This window comes from Acinetobacter sp. AS167, from assembly GCF_037152175.1.
In the GTDB taxonomy this organism is placed as follows: Bacteria; Pseudomonadota; Gammaproteobacteria; order Pseudomonadales; family Moraxellaceae; genus Acinetobacter.
This window is the reverse complement of record NZ_JBBCMP010000003.1, coordinates 203,973-221,378: the sequence shown is the minus strand read 5'-3', so window position 1 is coordinate 221,378 and position 17,406 is coordinate 203,973. Positions and strand designations below refer to the sequence as shown.

Below are 17,406 nucleotides of genomic sequence, written 5' to 3'. Positions count from 1 at the left end.
GTAAGCGCTGGATTCAGTACTTCTACTCAACGACGACATCCATGTCGCCACGCTGTAACCATGTAAAAAGCAAAAGCGCTTGAGTTGGTTGATATTATGATGTTGATGGCTATAGGTTGCTTCTATTCATCATCATCGGTATCTAAACCAAACTTTTTCAAACGATAGCGTAAAGAGCGAAATGTCATGCCCAATTTCTTAGCAGCTAAAGTGCGGTTCCAATGGGTTTGATTTAATGCAGATAACAACACTTCTTTTTCGACTTTTTCCAAATATTGCTCCAACCCTTCTTCTGGAATGTTTTGGGCTTTATTCGCGGTGACGATAGGCAAGACTTGACTTTGGATAGGATCACGTGATTCGACTTTGTTGATACCACGATGTGGAGCAGGTTGTAGCTGTTGAATATCAATATAGTCTTCATCACTCATGGTAATGGCTTTTTCAATGATATTGCGTAATTCACGAACATTGCCTGAGTAATGTTGTTGTAAAAGAAAAGCTTTGGCTTGTTCAGTAAAAGACTTGGTTGAAATACGCCACTCTGTACAAATTTGCTGAAGAAAATGGTTGGCTAAAATCAGAATATCACAATCACGTTCGCGCAATGGCGGCAGGACAATATCCATCACATGAATTCTAAAGAACAGATCATGGCGGAATTTACCTTGTTCAACGAATGCTTCAATGTCTTGATGTGTAGCACTGATAATACGGAAATCAACTTCGATTTCGGTATCACTGCCTAAAGGACGAATTTTCTTTTCTTGTAAAGCTCGTAACAGTTTGGCTTGCATGGCCAAAGAAAGTTCTGCAATTTCATCTAAAAACAGAGTACCACCATTGGCAGCTTGAATAAGACCTTGTTTGTCTTGAGTTGCACCTGAAAAACAGCCTTTTTTATGCCCAAACAGCTCACTCTCCATCAAGTCTTCAGAAATTGCACCACAATTAATCGCAACAAAAGGGCTATCACTGCGGTTGCTGAGTAGATGGATGAGATTAGCAACAACCTCTTTGCCTGTTCCAGATTCACCGGTGATAAACACAGGTGCTTGTGAACGGGAAATTTTTTTAATCGATTCTCTTAACTTACGTATCACCTGTGAATCGCCGATGAGCATTGATTCCTCAAGCGGCGCATCGCTGATCGTTTCTCTTAACTGTGGTACATGCAAAGCTTTTTGTAAAAGCTGTTGCAGATGTAATTGGTTAATCGGTTTGCTGACAAAATCAAAAGCACCTGCTTTGAGAGAGGCAATCGCAATTTCCATATTTCCATATGCAGTTAAGACTGCAATAGGCGTTTTAGGATAATGCTGCGATACATGTTTAACCAAATCTAAACCACTGCCATCAGGGAGGTTTAAATCGGTAATACAGGCATCATATTTATATTCACTAAAAAAATATTTGGCTTGTTGTAAATGGTGTGCCATATGCGTTTTGATGCCCATTCGAGAAAGGCTCATTTGCATTAACATACATAAATCTTGTTCATCATCTACAAGTAAAACCAATGGTTGTCGTGTAGTCATATCCCCAAAAACCTAATCTAATCCATGAGTGGGCATTCGATACGGAAGCATGCCCCTTGTTGTTTTTGCTCTACGTAAATTAGTTTCGCTTGATTCGCTTCGCATATCGTCTGCGATAGGTACAATCCTAAACCAGTTCCATTGATTTCGGTACTAAAAAATGGCTGAAATAATTGCGAAAGATCTTGTTTTGTGACGCCTTTCCCATAATCAATCACATCGATATATACGTGTGATTCATTTTTAAACGTTTGTACTAAAATGTGTTCAGCATTTTGATCATTATGACGTAATGCATTACGCACTAAATTGATTAGAACTTGTCGAAGATGAGAATCATCAAAATAGATCCAAACATCAGCTTGAATTTCTAATTTGATTTTTTCCTGAGCATCCCCTAAATCATGGCGTAATAAGTCATCAACAAATTCTTGAAAATTAATTTTTGAGGTATGGATCTTTTTATTTTTTGCCATATCTAAGGTATCTTTAATAATATTATTGATACGGATGGTCTGTTTGGTAATCATTTGATTTAAAATGGTTTGCTGTTCTGGGTCACTGCTGATAAACAGGTCGTTGGCCTGGGCAATGGCGGCAAGCGGATTGCGAATTTCATGGGCAATACTGGCCGATAATTGACCCAGTGCGGCAAGTTTGAGTTGTTGTACCTTTTGATTAATTTTTTGTGCATCTTCGAGTACTAAAAGCGTGAGTGCTTGATGCGGAACAATCAATTTTTGTACGCGAATATCGACTGTATACGAGGATTGATGGGATTCAAATTGAAAGCGTTCGCCATCACGTAACATGGCATCTTTTAAAATTTCATATAAGTCCGGTTGAAAGCTGGATAAATGATATTGCTCATGTGCGTAAAGTGGTGAAATGCCCAAAAGTAAACAGGCTGCAGGGTTACTGACGATAATTTTGCATTTTTCATCGAGCACCAAATAACCGACTTCAATCTGTTCTAAAATATAGCGGTTAATGTTCTGTAACTTAAATAATTCAAGAGATTGATAGGTATTTAACGACTCTAAAACTTGGAAGCGATTAATTGCAATCTGCCCAATGCCATAAACCATAAAAAATAAAAAAGCCAATAAGGCACTGTTACTAATATTATTTAAATTTGAAAAATCGAAGAAGCTGCCTAAAAACTGTTGGTAAATAATTGCAATCACAGAAACCAGTGTTACGAATAGCGCTTTATTTTTACTAAGCAGAAAATTCGCGGTAAAAACGGCAATGACAAACAAAATGCTGATGGCTAAATTTGGCCCATTGAGGGCAAATACCAAGGTACTTAGAAATGGAATATCAACAATAAAAAAACCAATAAATTGCTGCCCCACACCATGCGGATAGAATTTGAGCAGCATCATTTGTAATGCTGCGATTACAGTAAACGCGGTTAGAGAATAAAAATATAAACTGGGATATTCGTAATGTACGGGTTGGTTTTCAAGAGTAATCAGAAAAATAATGACTAAGCAAAAAGCAATAACCAATCTATAACCTGAATACAGTGTGCCTAGACGGTAAATTGTTTGATAAATAGGAACCGTTACCGTAGGCGACATAATCGTACTCAAGATAAATTATTGTTTTAATCAATTTATGGCTTAATTAAACCATAACGTATCGCAAGGTGAGTGAGTTTTACATCACTATCAAGTCCTAATTTTTCAAAGATACGATAACGATAAGTATTGACCGTTTTTACACTGACAAAAAGTTTGTCAGAAATTTCTTGTGCGCTTACACAATTTACCACCATCATGGCAACTTGCATTTCACGTTCTGACAGTGCGTCAAAAGGTGAGGTTTGTGTATCGGATAAATAAGAGCTTGCAAGTTGTTCAGCAATATCTGCACTAAAATACTTACCGCCTTGCATGACTTTTTTGATTGCACGAACCATTTCAGTGATTGGTGCGCCCTTGGTAATATAACCACGAGCACCAGCTTTCAATAACAGCGACGGATAGGGTTCTTCAGCCAAACCACTCACAGCGAGTACTTTGGTCTCAGGTGCGGTTTGTAACAAACGACGGGTAGTTTCTACACCACCAATTCCAGGCATGTTGACATCCAATAAAACTACATTGGGATGGTGTTGCCTTACAATCGTAATTGCTTCTTCACCAGATTCTGCTTGTCCAATGACTTGAATATCGGTCTGATCTTCTAACATTCTGCAGATGCCGGTTCTTACTAATTCATGGTCATCTACCACTAAAACAGTAATCACTTACACCTCCTTAAATTTCTCAATATCGACATTTTTGTTACATAAAGCAAAAAAGACTTGCAAAGACATAACAAAATTGGCAATCCTATTCCTAATATCCATTCAATATTTACGCATAATACGGCGTGATTGAAATATTTGTTTTAATATAGTCACGTTTGAGTGTAAATGTAAGTCATATTTGAGGTAATTAGCAAGTTTGTGAATACCTCCTTGAGGTGAGTAAGTTATCGTGAAAAAACCAAAAAAAACGTTAATGCATGTGCTGAGTTTGTCAGTACTACTCAGTTTGAGTTCGACTGGTTTTGCTGAAATCATTATGAACTCATCGGGGGGGAGCGGACAAGCAACTGTAAATTGGTCTTCTTCAGATGCCAGCCAGTTACTCAATGGTGATTCTCTGGATGATGATGGCGAAGATATTTCTCCAAAAGGCTCAACCACGTTAACCACAACAATTCGTGCATCAAATGCTGCACCGACAACATTGACCAATAAGTCTGTACAGATTTATGACACCAATACCTATAATAGCCAACCATCGGTAAATGCGCGTGCTGCATTGGTAATGGATGCAAAAACAGGTGAAGTTCTGTTTAGTAAAAATACCAATATGGCGTTACCTATCGCATCAATTACCAAATTGATGACAGCAGTGATTACCGCAGATGCCCGTTTAAATATGTCTGAAGACATTACCTTGCAACAAATCGATTTTGCGGGTGCTGGTGGTAAGAATTCAAGTTCAACTTTAAAAGTTGGCGATACCATGAATCGTGCTGAAATGTTACTTGTGGCATTGATGAAATCTGAAAATCCAGCTGCAGCAGCTTTAGCGCGTACTTATCCAGGTGGTCGCCAAGCGTTCTTTGCTGCAATGAATTCAAAAGCACGTCAATTGGGCATGAATTCAACCCATTATGTTGAATCTACTGGTTTGGATCCACGTAATGTTTCTTCTGCTCGAGATTTAGGGATTTTAGTCAGTGCTGCATCACAATATGGTTTGATCCGCCAATTTTCAACAACAGCGCATTATGACTTTAATTTGGGTTATCGCGTGCTGAAATCAAACAACACCAATGCTCTAGTACGTAATGGTGGGTGGAATATTAATATTTCCAAAACGGGTTATATCAATGAAGCAGGGCGTTGTGTGGTCATGCATACCACTGTAAATAGTCGTCCGGCTGTGGTGGTATTATTAGGTGCAAGCTCTTCTCAGGCACGTACCAATGATGCAACCAATTTATTGAACTGGGTGAGTAATTTACCGAAACGTATCTAATCAGTTTGTCACTGAAGTTATCCATCCAAATTAAAAAAGCGCTTCAAAATATGGAGCGCTTTTTTTGCTTAAATTAAGCATAAAAAATAGATTATGAAATGTGTAAATTTGCAATGCCAGAGTTTGGGTGGCGCTTTACAAATCCTGCAGACAAAGCAATTGATATTAAAGACAGAAGTAGTCAAACCACCTAATTATCCATATAAGTGATTTCTGTCAAGTTATTGATCATAAAAAAAGCTCATATTTTGTATTTTTGAATCATAGATGGTTATCCTACTGTGTAGCGACATAGATGTCGCCGTTGGGCGGGAGTATAGGTCGTACCCTCGCCCAATATAAGCAAAAACAAAGTACAGCTTTGTTTGCAGCGCAGGGTTTGGCCTCTCTTATGAAAAGTGGGTCATCGCCTACGCAAAGATGGTTAAACTTTGAATGTAAGGTGTGGCATTGCAAGTCTTTTTATAATCAAATAGTTTATTTTTCTATATAAATGATTTAATTGATAATATTAATTAAGAGAAATTATATTCTTGCGTCTGAGTTTTTTGACAGCTTGATTATAGTGCGAGCGGATCAGATCTGAACTATGACTCATATGAAGAAGAATAATAATTTTTAAATTGCGCAAATAAAAACCAGCTGCGAACAACTGGTTTTTATTTTGAAGTCTGTTTTACATATTTGAAAGAATAGAGTCTTTCACTTGATTCATTGTCGCATCAATAGACAACATAATGGCATCTTTACATTGTTTGATTGCAGTATCAGGATCTTTTAGACCATTACCTGTCACTGTACATACAATCACAGAGCCTTCCGCAATTTTACCGGCTTTGATGTCACGGATTGCACCACCAATAGATGCCGCAGAAGCAGGTTCAACAAATACACCTTCATACATAGAAAGCAAACGTTGCGCTTCTAAAATTTCAGCATCTGTTAATTCATCAAACCAGCCATTTGAATCACGAACGACCGCCTTAGCATGATTAAAGCTTTGAGGATTACCAATACGGATTGCTGTTGCAACGGTTTCAGGGTTTTCAACTGGGCCACCACGTAAAAATGGTGCAGCACCAGAAGCTTGATAACCAACCATGATCGGACGACCTTCAGGATTTGGACCTGTAAACTTATCCGTTTCAGGGTCATAAACCACTTGTTCAAATGCTTCAACTGGTTGGTTAGCAACTGCTTCGGTATAACCCATCCAATGCGCAGTAATATTGCCTGCATTACCTACAGGTAAGCAGTGGTAGTCAGGTGCACGACCCAAAGCTTCTACGATTTCATAAGCAATGGTCTTTTGACCTTGTAAACGGTATGGGTTGATTGAGTTAACAATCGTTACAGGCGCTTGGTCAGCAACTTCTTTGACCAAACGCATACCGTCATCGAAGTTACCGCGAATTTGCATGGTGATTGCACCGTACATCATCGCTTGTGCCATTTTACCCATGGCAATTTTGCCTTCTGGAATTAACACAAATGCTTTGATGCCAGCACGAGCAGCATATGCAGCAGCAGCAGCAGAGGTATTACCTGTAGATGCACAGATAATCGCCTTAGAGCCTTCTTCTACCGCTTTGGTCACTGCCATGGTCATACCACGGTCTTTAAACGAACCTGTCGGGTTTAAACCTTCATACTTCACATAAATTTCAACATTCTTACCAATAATACCAGGAATATTGTCTAATTTAATGAGAGGTGTATTGCCTTCATTTAAAGAAATAGCACGTGTAGTTTTCGATACTGGTAAGCGGTCACGATAGCGATCAACAAGTCCTGTATAGCGATTGGCATTAGACATGATGGTGTTCCAATTGTGTGTAGTGTAGAGCAAATAAGATATTCTTTTAACCTCTAAGCCTCTATTCTGAGAGGCTGAGCCATTCATTGAATGACGCTTTGCATGCAGTTGCTGCAAATTTAGAGGAGTTTAAAAACCCGATTAGTTATCGAGCAATTCTAAACGAATTCGTACGATTTCGCCATGTATAGCAGGTAAGGCCTGAATTTGTGCAATCGCTTCATTCATCTTCGATTCTACGATCGGATCAGTCAAAATCACGATAGGAATCAGATCTTTTAAACGGGGCTGCTGCATGATGGCATCAATACTGATACCCGTGCGACTTAAAATTGTTGTTACATCTGCCAGTACGCCAGTTTGGTCTTCAGCATTTAAACGCAAATAATAGCCTGTAGTCATCTCATCACTCGACAAGATATGTAAGTCGGAAAGTGCTTCAAAGGCAAGCTGAGGAATTGTGCCTGAACCATCTTCTGTGTAAATGATATCACGGACAATATCGACCACATCTGCCACGACTGCAGAAGCAGTAGGGCCTGCACCTGCACCCGCACCATAATACAATGTAGGACCAACCGCATTGGCCTGAACCAAAACTGCATTCTTCACACCATTTACATTGGCAAGAAGCTCTTCTTCTGGAATCAGGGTTGGGTGTACACGAAGTTCGATACCTTTGCTAGAACGACGCGCAATACCTAAATGTTTGATCTTATAGCCAAGCTCTTCAGCGTATTTCACATCTTGTGCAGTAATCTTGGTAATACCTTCGGTATAAACTTTGTCAAACTGTAAAGGAATACCAAATGCACATGATGCAAGAATGGTCAGCTTGTGTGCAGCATCAATACCTTCAACATCAAAAGTTGGGTCTGCTTCGGCATAACCAAGCTCTTGTGCTTCTGTCAGTACATCCGCAAAGGCACGGCCTTTTTCACTCATTTCAGTCAGAATGAAATTGCCTGTACCATTGATAATACCCGCAAGCCATTCAATTTTATTGGCTGCTAGACCTTCACGAATGACCTTGATAATTGGAATGCCACCGGCAACTGCTGCTTCAAATGCGACTTGGACATGGTGGTCATCGGCTGCTTTAAATAGCTCATTTCCATGTTCTGCAAGTAATGCTTTGTTTGCTGTTACGACTTGTTTGCCATGTTTAATGGCTTCCATCATGACTTCATAAGCAGGATGAATACCGCCCATGACTTCAACAACAACATCAACATCAGGCTGGCGGACAATGTCTAAGAGATCGGCACTTTGTTTAATGCTAGCTGGTAAATTTAGATCTGGCCGTGGACGACGAGTGCCTACGTGGGTAATTTCAATTTCTCGACCGGTGCGACGTCTAATTTCAGCAGCGTTTTCTTGTAGTAGTTTAAGGGCACCACCGCCTACGGTTCCAAGACCGAGTATTGCCAGACGAACTGGTTTCACGTCACACTCCAATTATGTATATAAATTATATTAAGCTTAGATCATAGCTAAAAAATGCGCCAGACTCTAGAGTCTGGCGCATCTTTATATTGAGCTATAAATAATAGTAAATTTACTGATAAAAATTATTTATTTAAACGGCTTTCAATTTCATCAGCAGTCATGTAACCACCTAAATATTCGCCCTCTGCATTGTAGATTGCAGGTGTACCATTCACACCCATTTTTAGACCTAAAGCATAGAGATCACGAACTGGATTTTTACAGCTAGCTGGTGGAAGCGCAGTACCTGCAATGGCTTGATTAAATGCAGCACTACGGTCTGCACTACACCAAATACTTTCCATAGTCGGTATAAATTGTTCACCACGTGGCCATGCGATATAACGTATTTCAATACCTTTAGCGGTGATTTCACTGATATGTTCATGAAGTTTATGACAATAAGGACAACTTGCATCGGTAAATACATAAATCACATGTTTAACTTTGCCTTGAGCAGGGTAGACCAAGAGATCTTTAATATTTAAGTCAGCCAGATATTTCTTGTTTTCTGCAGCTTGTATTTTGTCACCAATGCTAGTGAGTTTATCACCACCTAAACGGATCACATCGCCTTGGATCAGAAATTTACCATCAGATGTTGCATAGACGGAGCTCATTCCTTCCATGCTGATCCAATAAAGATTTGGCATCTCTGTTGATTTAGCATCTAAAATTTTGGCTTTTACGCCTGCTTTTTTGAAATTGGCTTGTAATGTTTGGATTAAACGTTGTTTTGCATCACGCTCAGTTAAATTCGATGCTTCACCTGTTGCAGGTGCTGTCGCAGTTAAAGTGTCATCTTTTTTTGAGTCTGAGTTTTTTGAACAAGCACTCACTGCCATCGTGCTTGCAATAAGACAAGCCAACATCAATTTTGAACGATTCAATTGCATAAATAACTCTTTATGTTTCTTCAGCATGATTTGAGGGAATTAGCATAACAAAATTTTGAATACTGTACTTTAAAACTTGATTAAGGGATGTAAATTGCCGATATACGTTTCATTCTAAGTCTTCAAGCACGAGGATGATATTTTTCATGTAATTGTTGCATACGGATTTGTGCAACATGGGTATAAATTTGGGTAGTTGATAAATCACTATGACCCAAAAGCATTTGTACAACCCGTAAGTCAGCGCCATGATTTAAAAGATGCGTTGCAAAAGCATGACGTAAAGTATGCGGTGATAGTTCTGCTTGGATCCCGGCTTGTAAGGCATAACGCTTGATGGCATACCAAAAGTTTTGACGACTCATAATACCGCCATGTTGAGTTAGAAATAGATAATCGGTAGATGATTTATATAGTTGTGGACGAGATTCAGTTAAATACTTTTCCACCCATTCACAAGCTATCCCGCCTAAAGGAACTAGGCGCTCTTTGTTCCCTTTACCTGTAATTCTTAAATAGCCTTGTTTTAAATTAATCAGATCTAATCTTAAATTAAGTAGCTCTGAAACACGTAAACCACAAGCATAAAGCACTTCAAACATAGCGCGATCACGTAAACCAAGCGCCGTAGTAACATCGGGTGCTTGAATCAGGGCTTCAACGTCTTGTTCAGATAAATCTTTAGGTAAGGCTCGACCGATTTTTGGGGTTTTATGTATCGCCACAGGATTATCTAAGCGAATTTTTTGTTCCCGTAAAAACTTAAAAAATGAACGTAATGCCGAAAGCGAACGTGCAATTGACCGAGGACTTTTACCTTGTTTGGTGAGTTCAATAAGAACATCAGAAATGTCTTCATGCGACCAATCAGGTAAGTAAGAATTTACACATTCACTACATTGAATTAAGTCGGATAAATAGGCATTTCTTGTATGGGGACTGACCGTTTGCGCAATTAAATAATCACGGAATCCCTGTAAAAAGCCTAAATTTTCAGGAATAGTAACAGCAGTAGGAATACGCGGTTTCTTATTTAGCATGGCCTTAAGCGAAGTTTAAAACTTATTTGTTGATGGAATGTAGATTAAAAGAAAACATAAGTCGAATACTTTGTTTGAATGAGAATTGTAATCGAACCTTACTTGGTAATTATTCTCATTTGTATGTATAATAATCTGTCTATCGTGTAAATTTTAGGGTTAATTGCAGTGCGTTTGTCAGACTTGAAAGTAAAGCAAACTGCCATTATCGCAAAGGTCAATCGTACCTCAGAAGATAATGTCAATCAGCCAGATTTAGTGGCGAGTCGTTTAGAAACACTAGGTTTTGTGCCTGGCACACGTGTACAAGTGATCACAAAAGGTATTTTTGGTGGTGATCCGATTCTAATTCAAGTCGGTTTTACTCGATTTGCTTTACGCAAGATTGAAGCCGAGAAAATTGAGATACATCAGGCATTAGAAGGAGCTCCCGCATGAGCGAAACTTTACGTATTGCTTTAGTGGGAAATCCTAACTGCGGTAAAACATCACTTTTCAATCATTTAACAGGCACACGTCAAAAAGTTGCTAACTATGCTGGGGTAACTGTTGAACGTAAAGTGGGTACATTTAACTTACCTTCTGGTCGTGCAGTTCGTGTTCTAGATTTGCCAGGGACGTATAGCCTCAATGCAGCCAGTCCTGACGAAGCAATTACCCGTGATGTAGTTTTGGGTAAAATTGCTGAAGAGAAAGATCAGCAGGCGATTTTATGTGTCGTAGATGCTACCAACTTAAAACTACATTTGGGGCTTGTCCTTGAAATCATTGAACAAGGCAAACCGATTCTGCTTGTATTAAACATGATGGATGAAGCACGTCGTCGTGGTATGCAGATCAATACACAAAAATTATCACAGCGTTTAGGTGTTCCCGTAGTGGAAACGGTTGCTGTACGAAATACTGGTATTGAAAATTTGATGAGTGCTTTGGAAAATGAAAAATTCCATACCCCAAGCACAGAATTGAGTGATGTTAAACTTTCGGGTTCTAATCATGAAAAAATTGACCAAATTTTAAAAGATGTGGTGATTTTTTTAGATCATGAAGATAAACGGACTGATTTTCTCGATAAGATTTTTTTACACCCTGTTTTAGGACTTCTCAGTCTTGCGCTGATGATGTTTATTGTTTTCCAAGCAGTATTCGCTTGGGCTGCGCCCTTTATGGACGGTATTGAAGAGTTTTTTGGCTGGTTTGGTGGATGGATTGGGCAATTTATCTCCCAACCTTTGCTCAATAGTTTAGTGGTTGACGGGATCATTGCAGGCGCAGGAAGTGTGCTGGTATTCTTGCCACAAATTTTAATTCTTTTCTTCTTTATTTTGGTTTTAGAAGAATCTGGCTATCTACCGCGTGCAGCTTTTTTACTTGATAAATTAATGTTTAAAGCTGGTTTAAGTGGTCGTGCTTTTATTCCTTTATTATCCAGCTTTGCCTGTGCTGTGCCTGGAATTATGGCGACTCGAAGTATTAGTGATCCACGGGATCGTTTGGTGACCATACTTGTTGCGCCATTGATGACGTGTTCAGCGCGTTTACCTGTCTATGCCTTACTGATTGCAGCATTTATTCCATCAAAAATGGTTTGGGGATTTCTCAATCTACAAGGTTTAGTGCTCTTTGGTTTATATATGGCGGGAATTGTGAGTGCGCTCATTGTTGCGACTGTGCTGAAATTTTTCCAGAAAGATAAATCACAACATGCTTTACTGATGGAATTACCAAGTTACCGCATCCCAGATATAAAAAGTGTGTGGATTGGTTTACTGGACCGTGCCAAAATTTTCTTAAAGCGTGTTGGTGGAATTATCTTCGCTTTATCTATTTTGTTATGGTTTTTATGTACATTCCCTCAACCGCCAGAAGGTGCAACATTACCCGCAATTGACTATTCGTTTGCCGGGATGTTGGGGCATGTGATGCACCCAATCTTTGAACCACTTGGGTTTAATTGGCAAATTTGTATTGCTTTAATCCCAGCGATGGCAGCACGTGAGGTTGTGGTTGCGGCATTGGGGACTGTCTATGCTTTATCTGCAACTGATGATGATGCAGTGGCGCAGGGTTTATCGCATCTGATCAGTCAGGGTGATTTAAGTTGGTCAGTTGCAACAGGTTTATCCTTGTTGGTGTGGTTTATTTATGCACCACATTGTTTAGCAACATTGGCAACAGTGAAACGTGAAACAGGTTCTTGGAAAACTGTTGCGGGTATGACGGTTTATTTATTTGGTTTGGCTTATTTAATGGCTTTTCTCACTTATCAAATTGCATCACGTTATTTTGGTCTATAAGCCAAAATCTTGAAGCAAAGGAGCTAGAGATGATTGAATTATTGATTATTGCGGTATTGGTGATTTGGAGTGCAATTTTTGTATTTAAGAAAGTCTTCCCAAAGTCAGCGTATTCGGTGTTTTCTAAGCTGGCTCAATTTTGTCAGTCGCAAGGTTGGACTCGTTTAGCCAAATGGATTCAGCCTGCGATGGTGAGTGGATGTGGTGGCGGTTGTGGTTGTAGTAGTACTGAAACGGATAATCCTAAAAAGGTTGAAGTCCAAGCAGTAAAATGGAAATGATTTGCCTCTAAACACATTACTTTAAAAAGAAAAAAGCCATTCTAGAACATAGAATGGCTTTTTATTTGTATGAGAGAATAACAGTCCATAAAAGATAATGTATATCGCTATCTGATAGACTTATGTTGAATGATTAGCGATACCAAAAGTGCAAGTGATTGAAAGAGTATAACCTTAACATGGGTTCGACCTAACTCTGTTTTTAACTTATTGAAAAGCAATGCTCTTGGCGGAGTCTTGTTAAGTGCTCATTCAATTTCAGGATCAGCCTTAGGCTCGCCCCACTTTGGTTTTAACATGAAGAGCTAAGCTCCATAAGGGCAACTATCTTGCGTAGCTACATCGCTGCTCACCGCAAAACTCGAAGACAACCCGCAATGCATTCAATGAATCGCAGAAACAACACTTTAAGGATGAAGTCCTGCCTCAGACAGTTGCGAATGACGTTTCCGAGTATCATATTTGATCAAAAAATTTACATCGAAATTAGGTTAACGTTAATGTGTGAGCTGGTATAAAATAATGCCAACAATCCCTAGCTATGGGTTTCTTCCTCACTATCATCTTCAAAAGTTCGTGCAATTTTTTCGATATTTAAGCTTTTAGCCATCGCATCAAAAATTTCCTTATAAGCACCATCTTGATGATAAAGATCATGATGTTCACCATGCTCAACGATTTGTCCTTCTTTCATCACATAGGTGTAATCGGCATCAATAATTTGTGAAAGGCTATGCGAGATCATAATCACAGTTCGGCCTTGCTTAATCTCATCTAAACTTTGTTTGATTTGCTCTGAAGCGATGGCATCTAAACTCGCTGTGGGCTCATCTAAAAAGATAATTGGCGGGTTTTTGAGGAACATTCGAGCAAGTGCGATACGCTGTTGTTGTCCGCCAGACAACAGCAAGGCATCTGCTTCATAGGCATGTGGGAGTTTCAAAATCTGCTCATGAATCGAGGCTTTTTTTGCAGCTGCGATGACTTCTTCATTGCTTGCATGGGGCTTACCATAACGAATATTTTCTAAAATTGAGCCTTGGAAAATATGATTCTTTTGCAATACCAAGCCAATATGTTCTCTTAGATAGTGTGTATCGAGTTGCCCTAGATCAATTCCATCGAGTCTGATACAGCCTGAATTCGGGGCATAAAATTTATCCAGTAGACTGATTAAGGTTGATTTCCCTGCACCTGATAAGCCGACTAAGGCCGTGATTTTATTGGGTTGAATAGTCATGTTAATCCGATGTAAGGCTTGATGACCATTGGGATAGATAAAATCAACATTTTCCAATTCAAATTTGCCATGAATTTGAGGTTTCATTAAACCACTGGCTTCGATTTCATGATCTGCTTCTAAGATGCCAAAGAAGCTTTCTGAGTAGATCATTGCCGAGTTAATTTCATCATAAATACGATGCAAAGAACGGATCGGTGCAGACACGTTATTGAACAGCAATACATGGTACATGATCATCCCTATACTCATTTGTCCATCTAAAACAAAATAAGCAGTTAAAATAATGATCAGGACTACACCAACTTGTTCGATAAAGGTTTTTAGACCATCAAAAATATAGCTGGTTTGTCGAGTTTGCATCTGATTTTCAGTCAGTGACTTTTGTAAATTCAGTTGCTTAGTGGATTCAACAGCCTCTTTATTAAAAGATTTAATCACTGTAATTGAGTTAATGATACTCAAAATACCTTGATTCTTCTTTTCCATGTTATCGCGCAAGGCTCGACGTTTGCCAGAAAGTTTTTGTGATTGTTTAAAGGTCAGCCAAAAGTAAATTGGTACAATGATTGTCGCAACCACACCTACCCAAAAATTGGCATAATACATTAGGGCTAAAGCAATAATTGCACTGGTAAATAACGGTAAAATATCAATAAAAAATATTTGCACCAGTCGAGTGAGTGAGCTAACTCCACGGTCGATACGAGTTTGTAATTTTCCTGCTTGGTTATTTTTCTGATCAAAAAAGGCCAATCGATAGGTAATAAATTTTTCGATAATGCCTTGAGATAGGTCCTGTGAAATTAAAATTCTGAGTTTTTCACCGAATGATTTTTGCCCAAATTGAACAATTGCATTGATGACTTCTTTGGCCAATAAAACCACGGTAATGGTAATGATAATGTGCCATCCATCCGCTAGGCCTTGTCCTGCTTGGATCAGTTGGTTAATGCTGTCTACAGCATATTTAAGTGTGAGCGCATTGACCTGAGCGGTGAGTGAACCAATCAACGTTAACACTAAGGTGACGATGACAAGCCAGCGGTAGGGACGTACAAAGGGGCGTAATTTTTGAAATAATTGCCATAAATTCATAGGTTTTTGCTTTTTATTAGCTTGGTTTTAGTCTAAAGCTGAATAAACTTTGCTACAAGTGATTGCTATGTTTTGAATTGTGAAAGATTTTAATGCTGTCTTACACTAGTCCAAATCTTCACGATTAAAATCCTCTTGAAATTGATCTGCTAATTTAAATCCGAGTTGATTAAGCTTTTCAAAATACTTGAGATAGTCTTCATCTTCCATATCATATGGATGATCATCCCATAAAAAGTGAAAGCCATTGATACCAACCTGGTGCTACTGGATAACCATACAAATAGTTGACTTTTTCAGCAAAGCTCATTTTTGCTGACTCATCAATTCATCTAAATACATCATATGTGATTCTCCTTTTCCCATTCTCCATCCTATTGAATAAGATGGTATTTTAGTGAAAATTCCATGGAGGTGGGACTTCGCCATATTTGGCTAAATAGGCTTAGACGCCTTCTATATCCCCCTGTTCATTTGAATATTTATCCATGATATGAACTGCTATTCTTCATATTAAAGTTGTTCAATTTTGATTAAAAATGACTTGTTTCATGTTCAATATTGATTCATTGTTGGATGAACCAGTAGCTCATTTTACACAATGAATTTAGATTTATTTGAACCTGAAGCACAAGATAATTTACTGCCTTATGATGGGGTAGTAAAAGACTTTGGCTTAGTTTTGGATCATGAACAAAGTCAAAAATATTTAAATTATTTTCTACAGCATTTGGCTTGGCAACATGATGAAGTTTATTTGCATGGTCAATATTATAAAACTGAGCGCAAAGTGGTGTGGTATGGCGATGAGGATTACCAATATCATTATTCAGGTATGGCAAAACAAGCCCATATCTGGAATCCTGCTTTATATCGACTCAAACAGCATATCGAGCAACTCACAGGGCACACTTATAATTCCTGTCTGGCAAATTTATATGAAAATGGCTCACAAGGCGTGGGTTGGCATAGTGATGATGAGCCATCACTGGAAGCGCCCAACCACAATGTGGTGATTGCTTCATTGAGTTTAGGTGCTACTCGAAAATTCAGTTTTAAGCACAAGTGGAAAGCTAAAAAAGTAGATTTACTTTTACATAGTGGTCAGTTGATTGTGATGCAAGGGCAGACCCAACGTTATTGGAAACATACCCTCGCTAAATCCACGCGAATTTTAGCGCCTCGTGTAAATTTGACCTTTCGTTATTTTTATCCAAGTGGGTAAAGTTTGTCATCAAATTGTTCAAGTTTAGGGAACACTAAAGCAGGTAAATTTTCTAAATTCTCTAAATATTGCTGATAATCTAGCAGGATTTGTTGGCGTGCTTCGTTAGAAATATATGGGACATGGTAAGCCGTAAATGGAGGCAGTACGTCAAAGCCTGCATAAGCTAAAGTTCCACGTTGAATCGGCAGTAATAAGTCTTCAATTGAACCATGAATCGCATGATCACCAAACATATGTTCACGACCACCTAAGGTAAAGCTTAACAAGGCTTTTTTTCCGACCATGCCGCCGTGGTTATAAAAACGTTTGCCACCATAGAAAATACCTGAAACGAATACACGATCAATCCAGCCTTTTAAAATTGCAGGTACAGATGTCCAGTACATGGGAAAACTCAAAATGACTAAATCTGCTCTTTGTACTTTTTCAATTTCAATTTGAATATCTTCAGAGATCTGCTTATTTTTACAAGCATGACGTTGTTCCAAAGCATAATTCATATATTCTGGATTACTCAATTCTAAAAAATCATCACCTGATGCGATTGGATTAAAGTTCATGGCATATAAGTCTGAAACATCAACCTGGTGTCCTAATTTTTCCAAGACCTCTACAGCATGATCTTTCATGGCCGTAGTAAACGAAAGTGGTTCGGGATGTGCATGCACGATGAGGATATTCATAGCATTCCTTAATTAAAATTATGCATCATTGTTATTGGATGCTTTAGATTATTCCCGAATGAAAATGATTCGCCAATTACTCTAATTATTTTTTTAGTGGCTCAAAAGTAAACTTGATGGATAAAAGATGTGCAAATAAAAAAGCCTATGTATGAACACATAGGCTTTTTTATTCTGAGGAGGAATTGTTTCCGTAAAAACAATATCCAAAAATCATGGGTTACTGAAGAACATAATCATATTATGAGAATATAAA

14 protein-coding genes are annotated in these 17,406 nt (G+C 38.6%); 5 read left to right on the top strand and 9 right to left on the bottom strand.

Going from position 1 to position 17,406, the window contains the following annotated elements:
- Positions 1 to 122 precede the first annotated feature (122 nt).
- From WFN33_RS07465 to gacA, 3 genes are read right to left on the bottom strand one after another with little or no spacing between them, the layout of a single operon-like run.
- Entirely contained in the window at positions 123 to 1,538 is a 1,416-nt protein-coding gene (locus WFN33_RS07465; protein ID WP_336952336.1) for a sigma-54-dependent transcriptional regulator, read from the bottom strand.
- A 17-nt stretch (positions 1,539 to 1,555) separates the two neighbouring features.
- Positions 1,556 to 3,124, bottom strand: coding sequence for a sensor histidine kinase (locus WFN33_RS07460; protein ID WP_336952335.1), 1,569 nt, complete (start codon positions 3,122 to 3,124; stop codon positions 1,556 to 1,558).
- Positions 3,125 to 3,159: 35 nt separating this feature from the next.
- On the bottom strand, positions 3,160 to 3,795 hold the full coding sequence (gene gacA, locus WFN33_RS07455) for a response regulator transcription factor GacA (protein ID WP_336952334.1): 636 nt from the start codon (positions 3,793 to 3,795) through the stop codon (positions 3,160 to 3,162).
- 232 nt (positions 3,796 to 4,027) lie between these two features.
- Here gacA and pbpG point away from each other — a divergent pair, with 232 nt between their 5' ends.
- Positions 4,028 to 5,083, top strand: coding sequence for a D-alanyl-D-alanine endopeptidase PBP7/8 (gene pbpG / locus WFN33_RS07450; protein ID WP_004718389.1), 1,056 nt, complete (start codon positions 4,028 to 4,030; stop codon positions 5,081 to 5,083).
- Between the two features lie 676 nt (positions 5,084 to 5,759).
- Here the strand turns inward: pbpG and thrC are convergent.
- The 4 genes from thrC to xerD all read right to left on the bottom strand — a co-directional run bounded on the left by thrC (position 5,760) and on the right by xerD (position 10,323).
- Positions 5,760 to 6,899, bottom strand: a complete 1,140-nt coding sequence (thrC, locus tag WFN33_RS07445; protein WP_336952333.1) for a threonine synthase — start codon at positions 6,897 to 6,899, stop codon at positions 5,760 to 5,762.
- Positions 6,900 to 7,040: 141 nt separating this feature from the next.
- Positions 7,041 to 8,345 carry a homoserine dehydrogenase gene (locus WFN33_RS07440; RefSeq protein WP_336952332.1) on the bottom strand — a complete coding sequence of 435 codons (1,305 nt, stop codon included), beginning with the start codon at positions 8,343 to 8,345 and terminating at the stop codon, positions 7,041 to 7,043.
- 125 nt (positions 8,346 to 8,470) lie between these two features.
- Positions 8,471 to 9,283, bottom strand: a complete 813-nt coding sequence (locus WFN33_RS07435; protein ID WP_336952331.1) for a thioredoxin fold domain-containing protein — start codon at positions 9,281 to 9,283, stop codon at positions 8,471 to 8,473.
- A gap of 122 nt (positions 9,284 to 9,405) precedes the next feature.
- On the bottom strand, positions 9,406 to 10,323 hold the full coding sequence (gene xerD, locus WFN33_RS07430) for a site-specific tyrosine recombinase XerD (RefSeq protein WP_336952330.1): 918 nt from the start codon (positions 10,321 to 10,323) through the stop codon (positions 9,406 to 9,408).
- Positions 10,324 to 10,491: 168 nt separating this feature from the next.
- Here xerD and WFN33_RS07425 point away from each other — a divergent pair, with 168 nt between their 5' ends.
- Genes WFN33_RS07425 through WFN33_RS07415 form a run of 3 tightly spaced genes read left to right on the top strand, consistent with a single transcriptional unit; the run spans position 10,492 to position 12,901 of the window.
- A complete protein-coding gene (locus tag WFN33_RS07425) occupies positions 10,492 to 10,761 on the top strand; it encodes a FeoA family protein (protein ID WP_336952329.1) in 270 nt (89 codons plus the stop codon).
- A complete protein-coding gene (gene feoB, locus WFN33_RS07420) occupies positions 10,758 to 12,620 on the top strand; it encodes a ferrous iron transport protein B (RefSeq protein WP_336952328.1) in 1,863 nt (620 codons plus the stop codon). Before WFN33_RS07425 ends, feoB begins: the two co-directional genes overlap by 4 nt.
- A gap of 29 nt (positions 12,621 to 12,649) precedes the next feature.
- Positions 12,650 to 12,901, top strand: coding sequence for a DUF6587 family protein (locus tag WFN33_RS07415; protein WP_336952327.1), 252 nt, complete (start codon positions 12,650 to 12,652; stop codon positions 12,899 to 12,901).
- 535 nt (positions 12,902 to 13,436) lie between these two features.
- Here the strand turns inward: WFN33_RS07415 and WFN33_RS07410 are convergent.
- The gene (locus WFN33_RS07410; RefSeq protein ID WP_336952325.1) at positions 13,437 to 15,239 is read right to left on the bottom strand and encodes an ABC transporter ATP-binding protein; all 1,803 of its coding nucleotides are present in this window, start codon (positions 15,237 to 15,239) and stop codon (positions 13,437 to 13,439) included.
- 601 nt (positions 15,240 to 15,840) lie between these two features.
- Between WFN33_RS07410 and WFN33_RS07405 the strand changes: the two genes are divergently transcribed.
- On the top strand, positions 15,841 to 16,464 hold the full coding sequence (locus WFN33_RS07405; protein ID WP_336952324.1) for an alpha-ketoglutarate-dependent dioxygenase AlkB family protein: 624 nt from the start codon (positions 15,841 to 15,843) through the stop codon (positions 16,462 to 16,464).
- Here the strand turns inward: WFN33_RS07405 and WFN33_RS07400 are convergent.
- Positions 16,449 to 17,150, bottom strand: a complete 702-nt coding sequence (locus WFN33_RS07400) for an NAD(P)H-dependent oxidoreductase (protein ID WP_336952323.1) — start codon at positions 17,148 to 17,150, stop codon at positions 16,449 to 16,451. The two genes, WFN33_RS07405 and WFN33_RS07400, sit on opposite strands and share 16 nt — an antisense overlap.
- Positions 17,151 to 17,406: the final 256 nt, after the last annotated feature.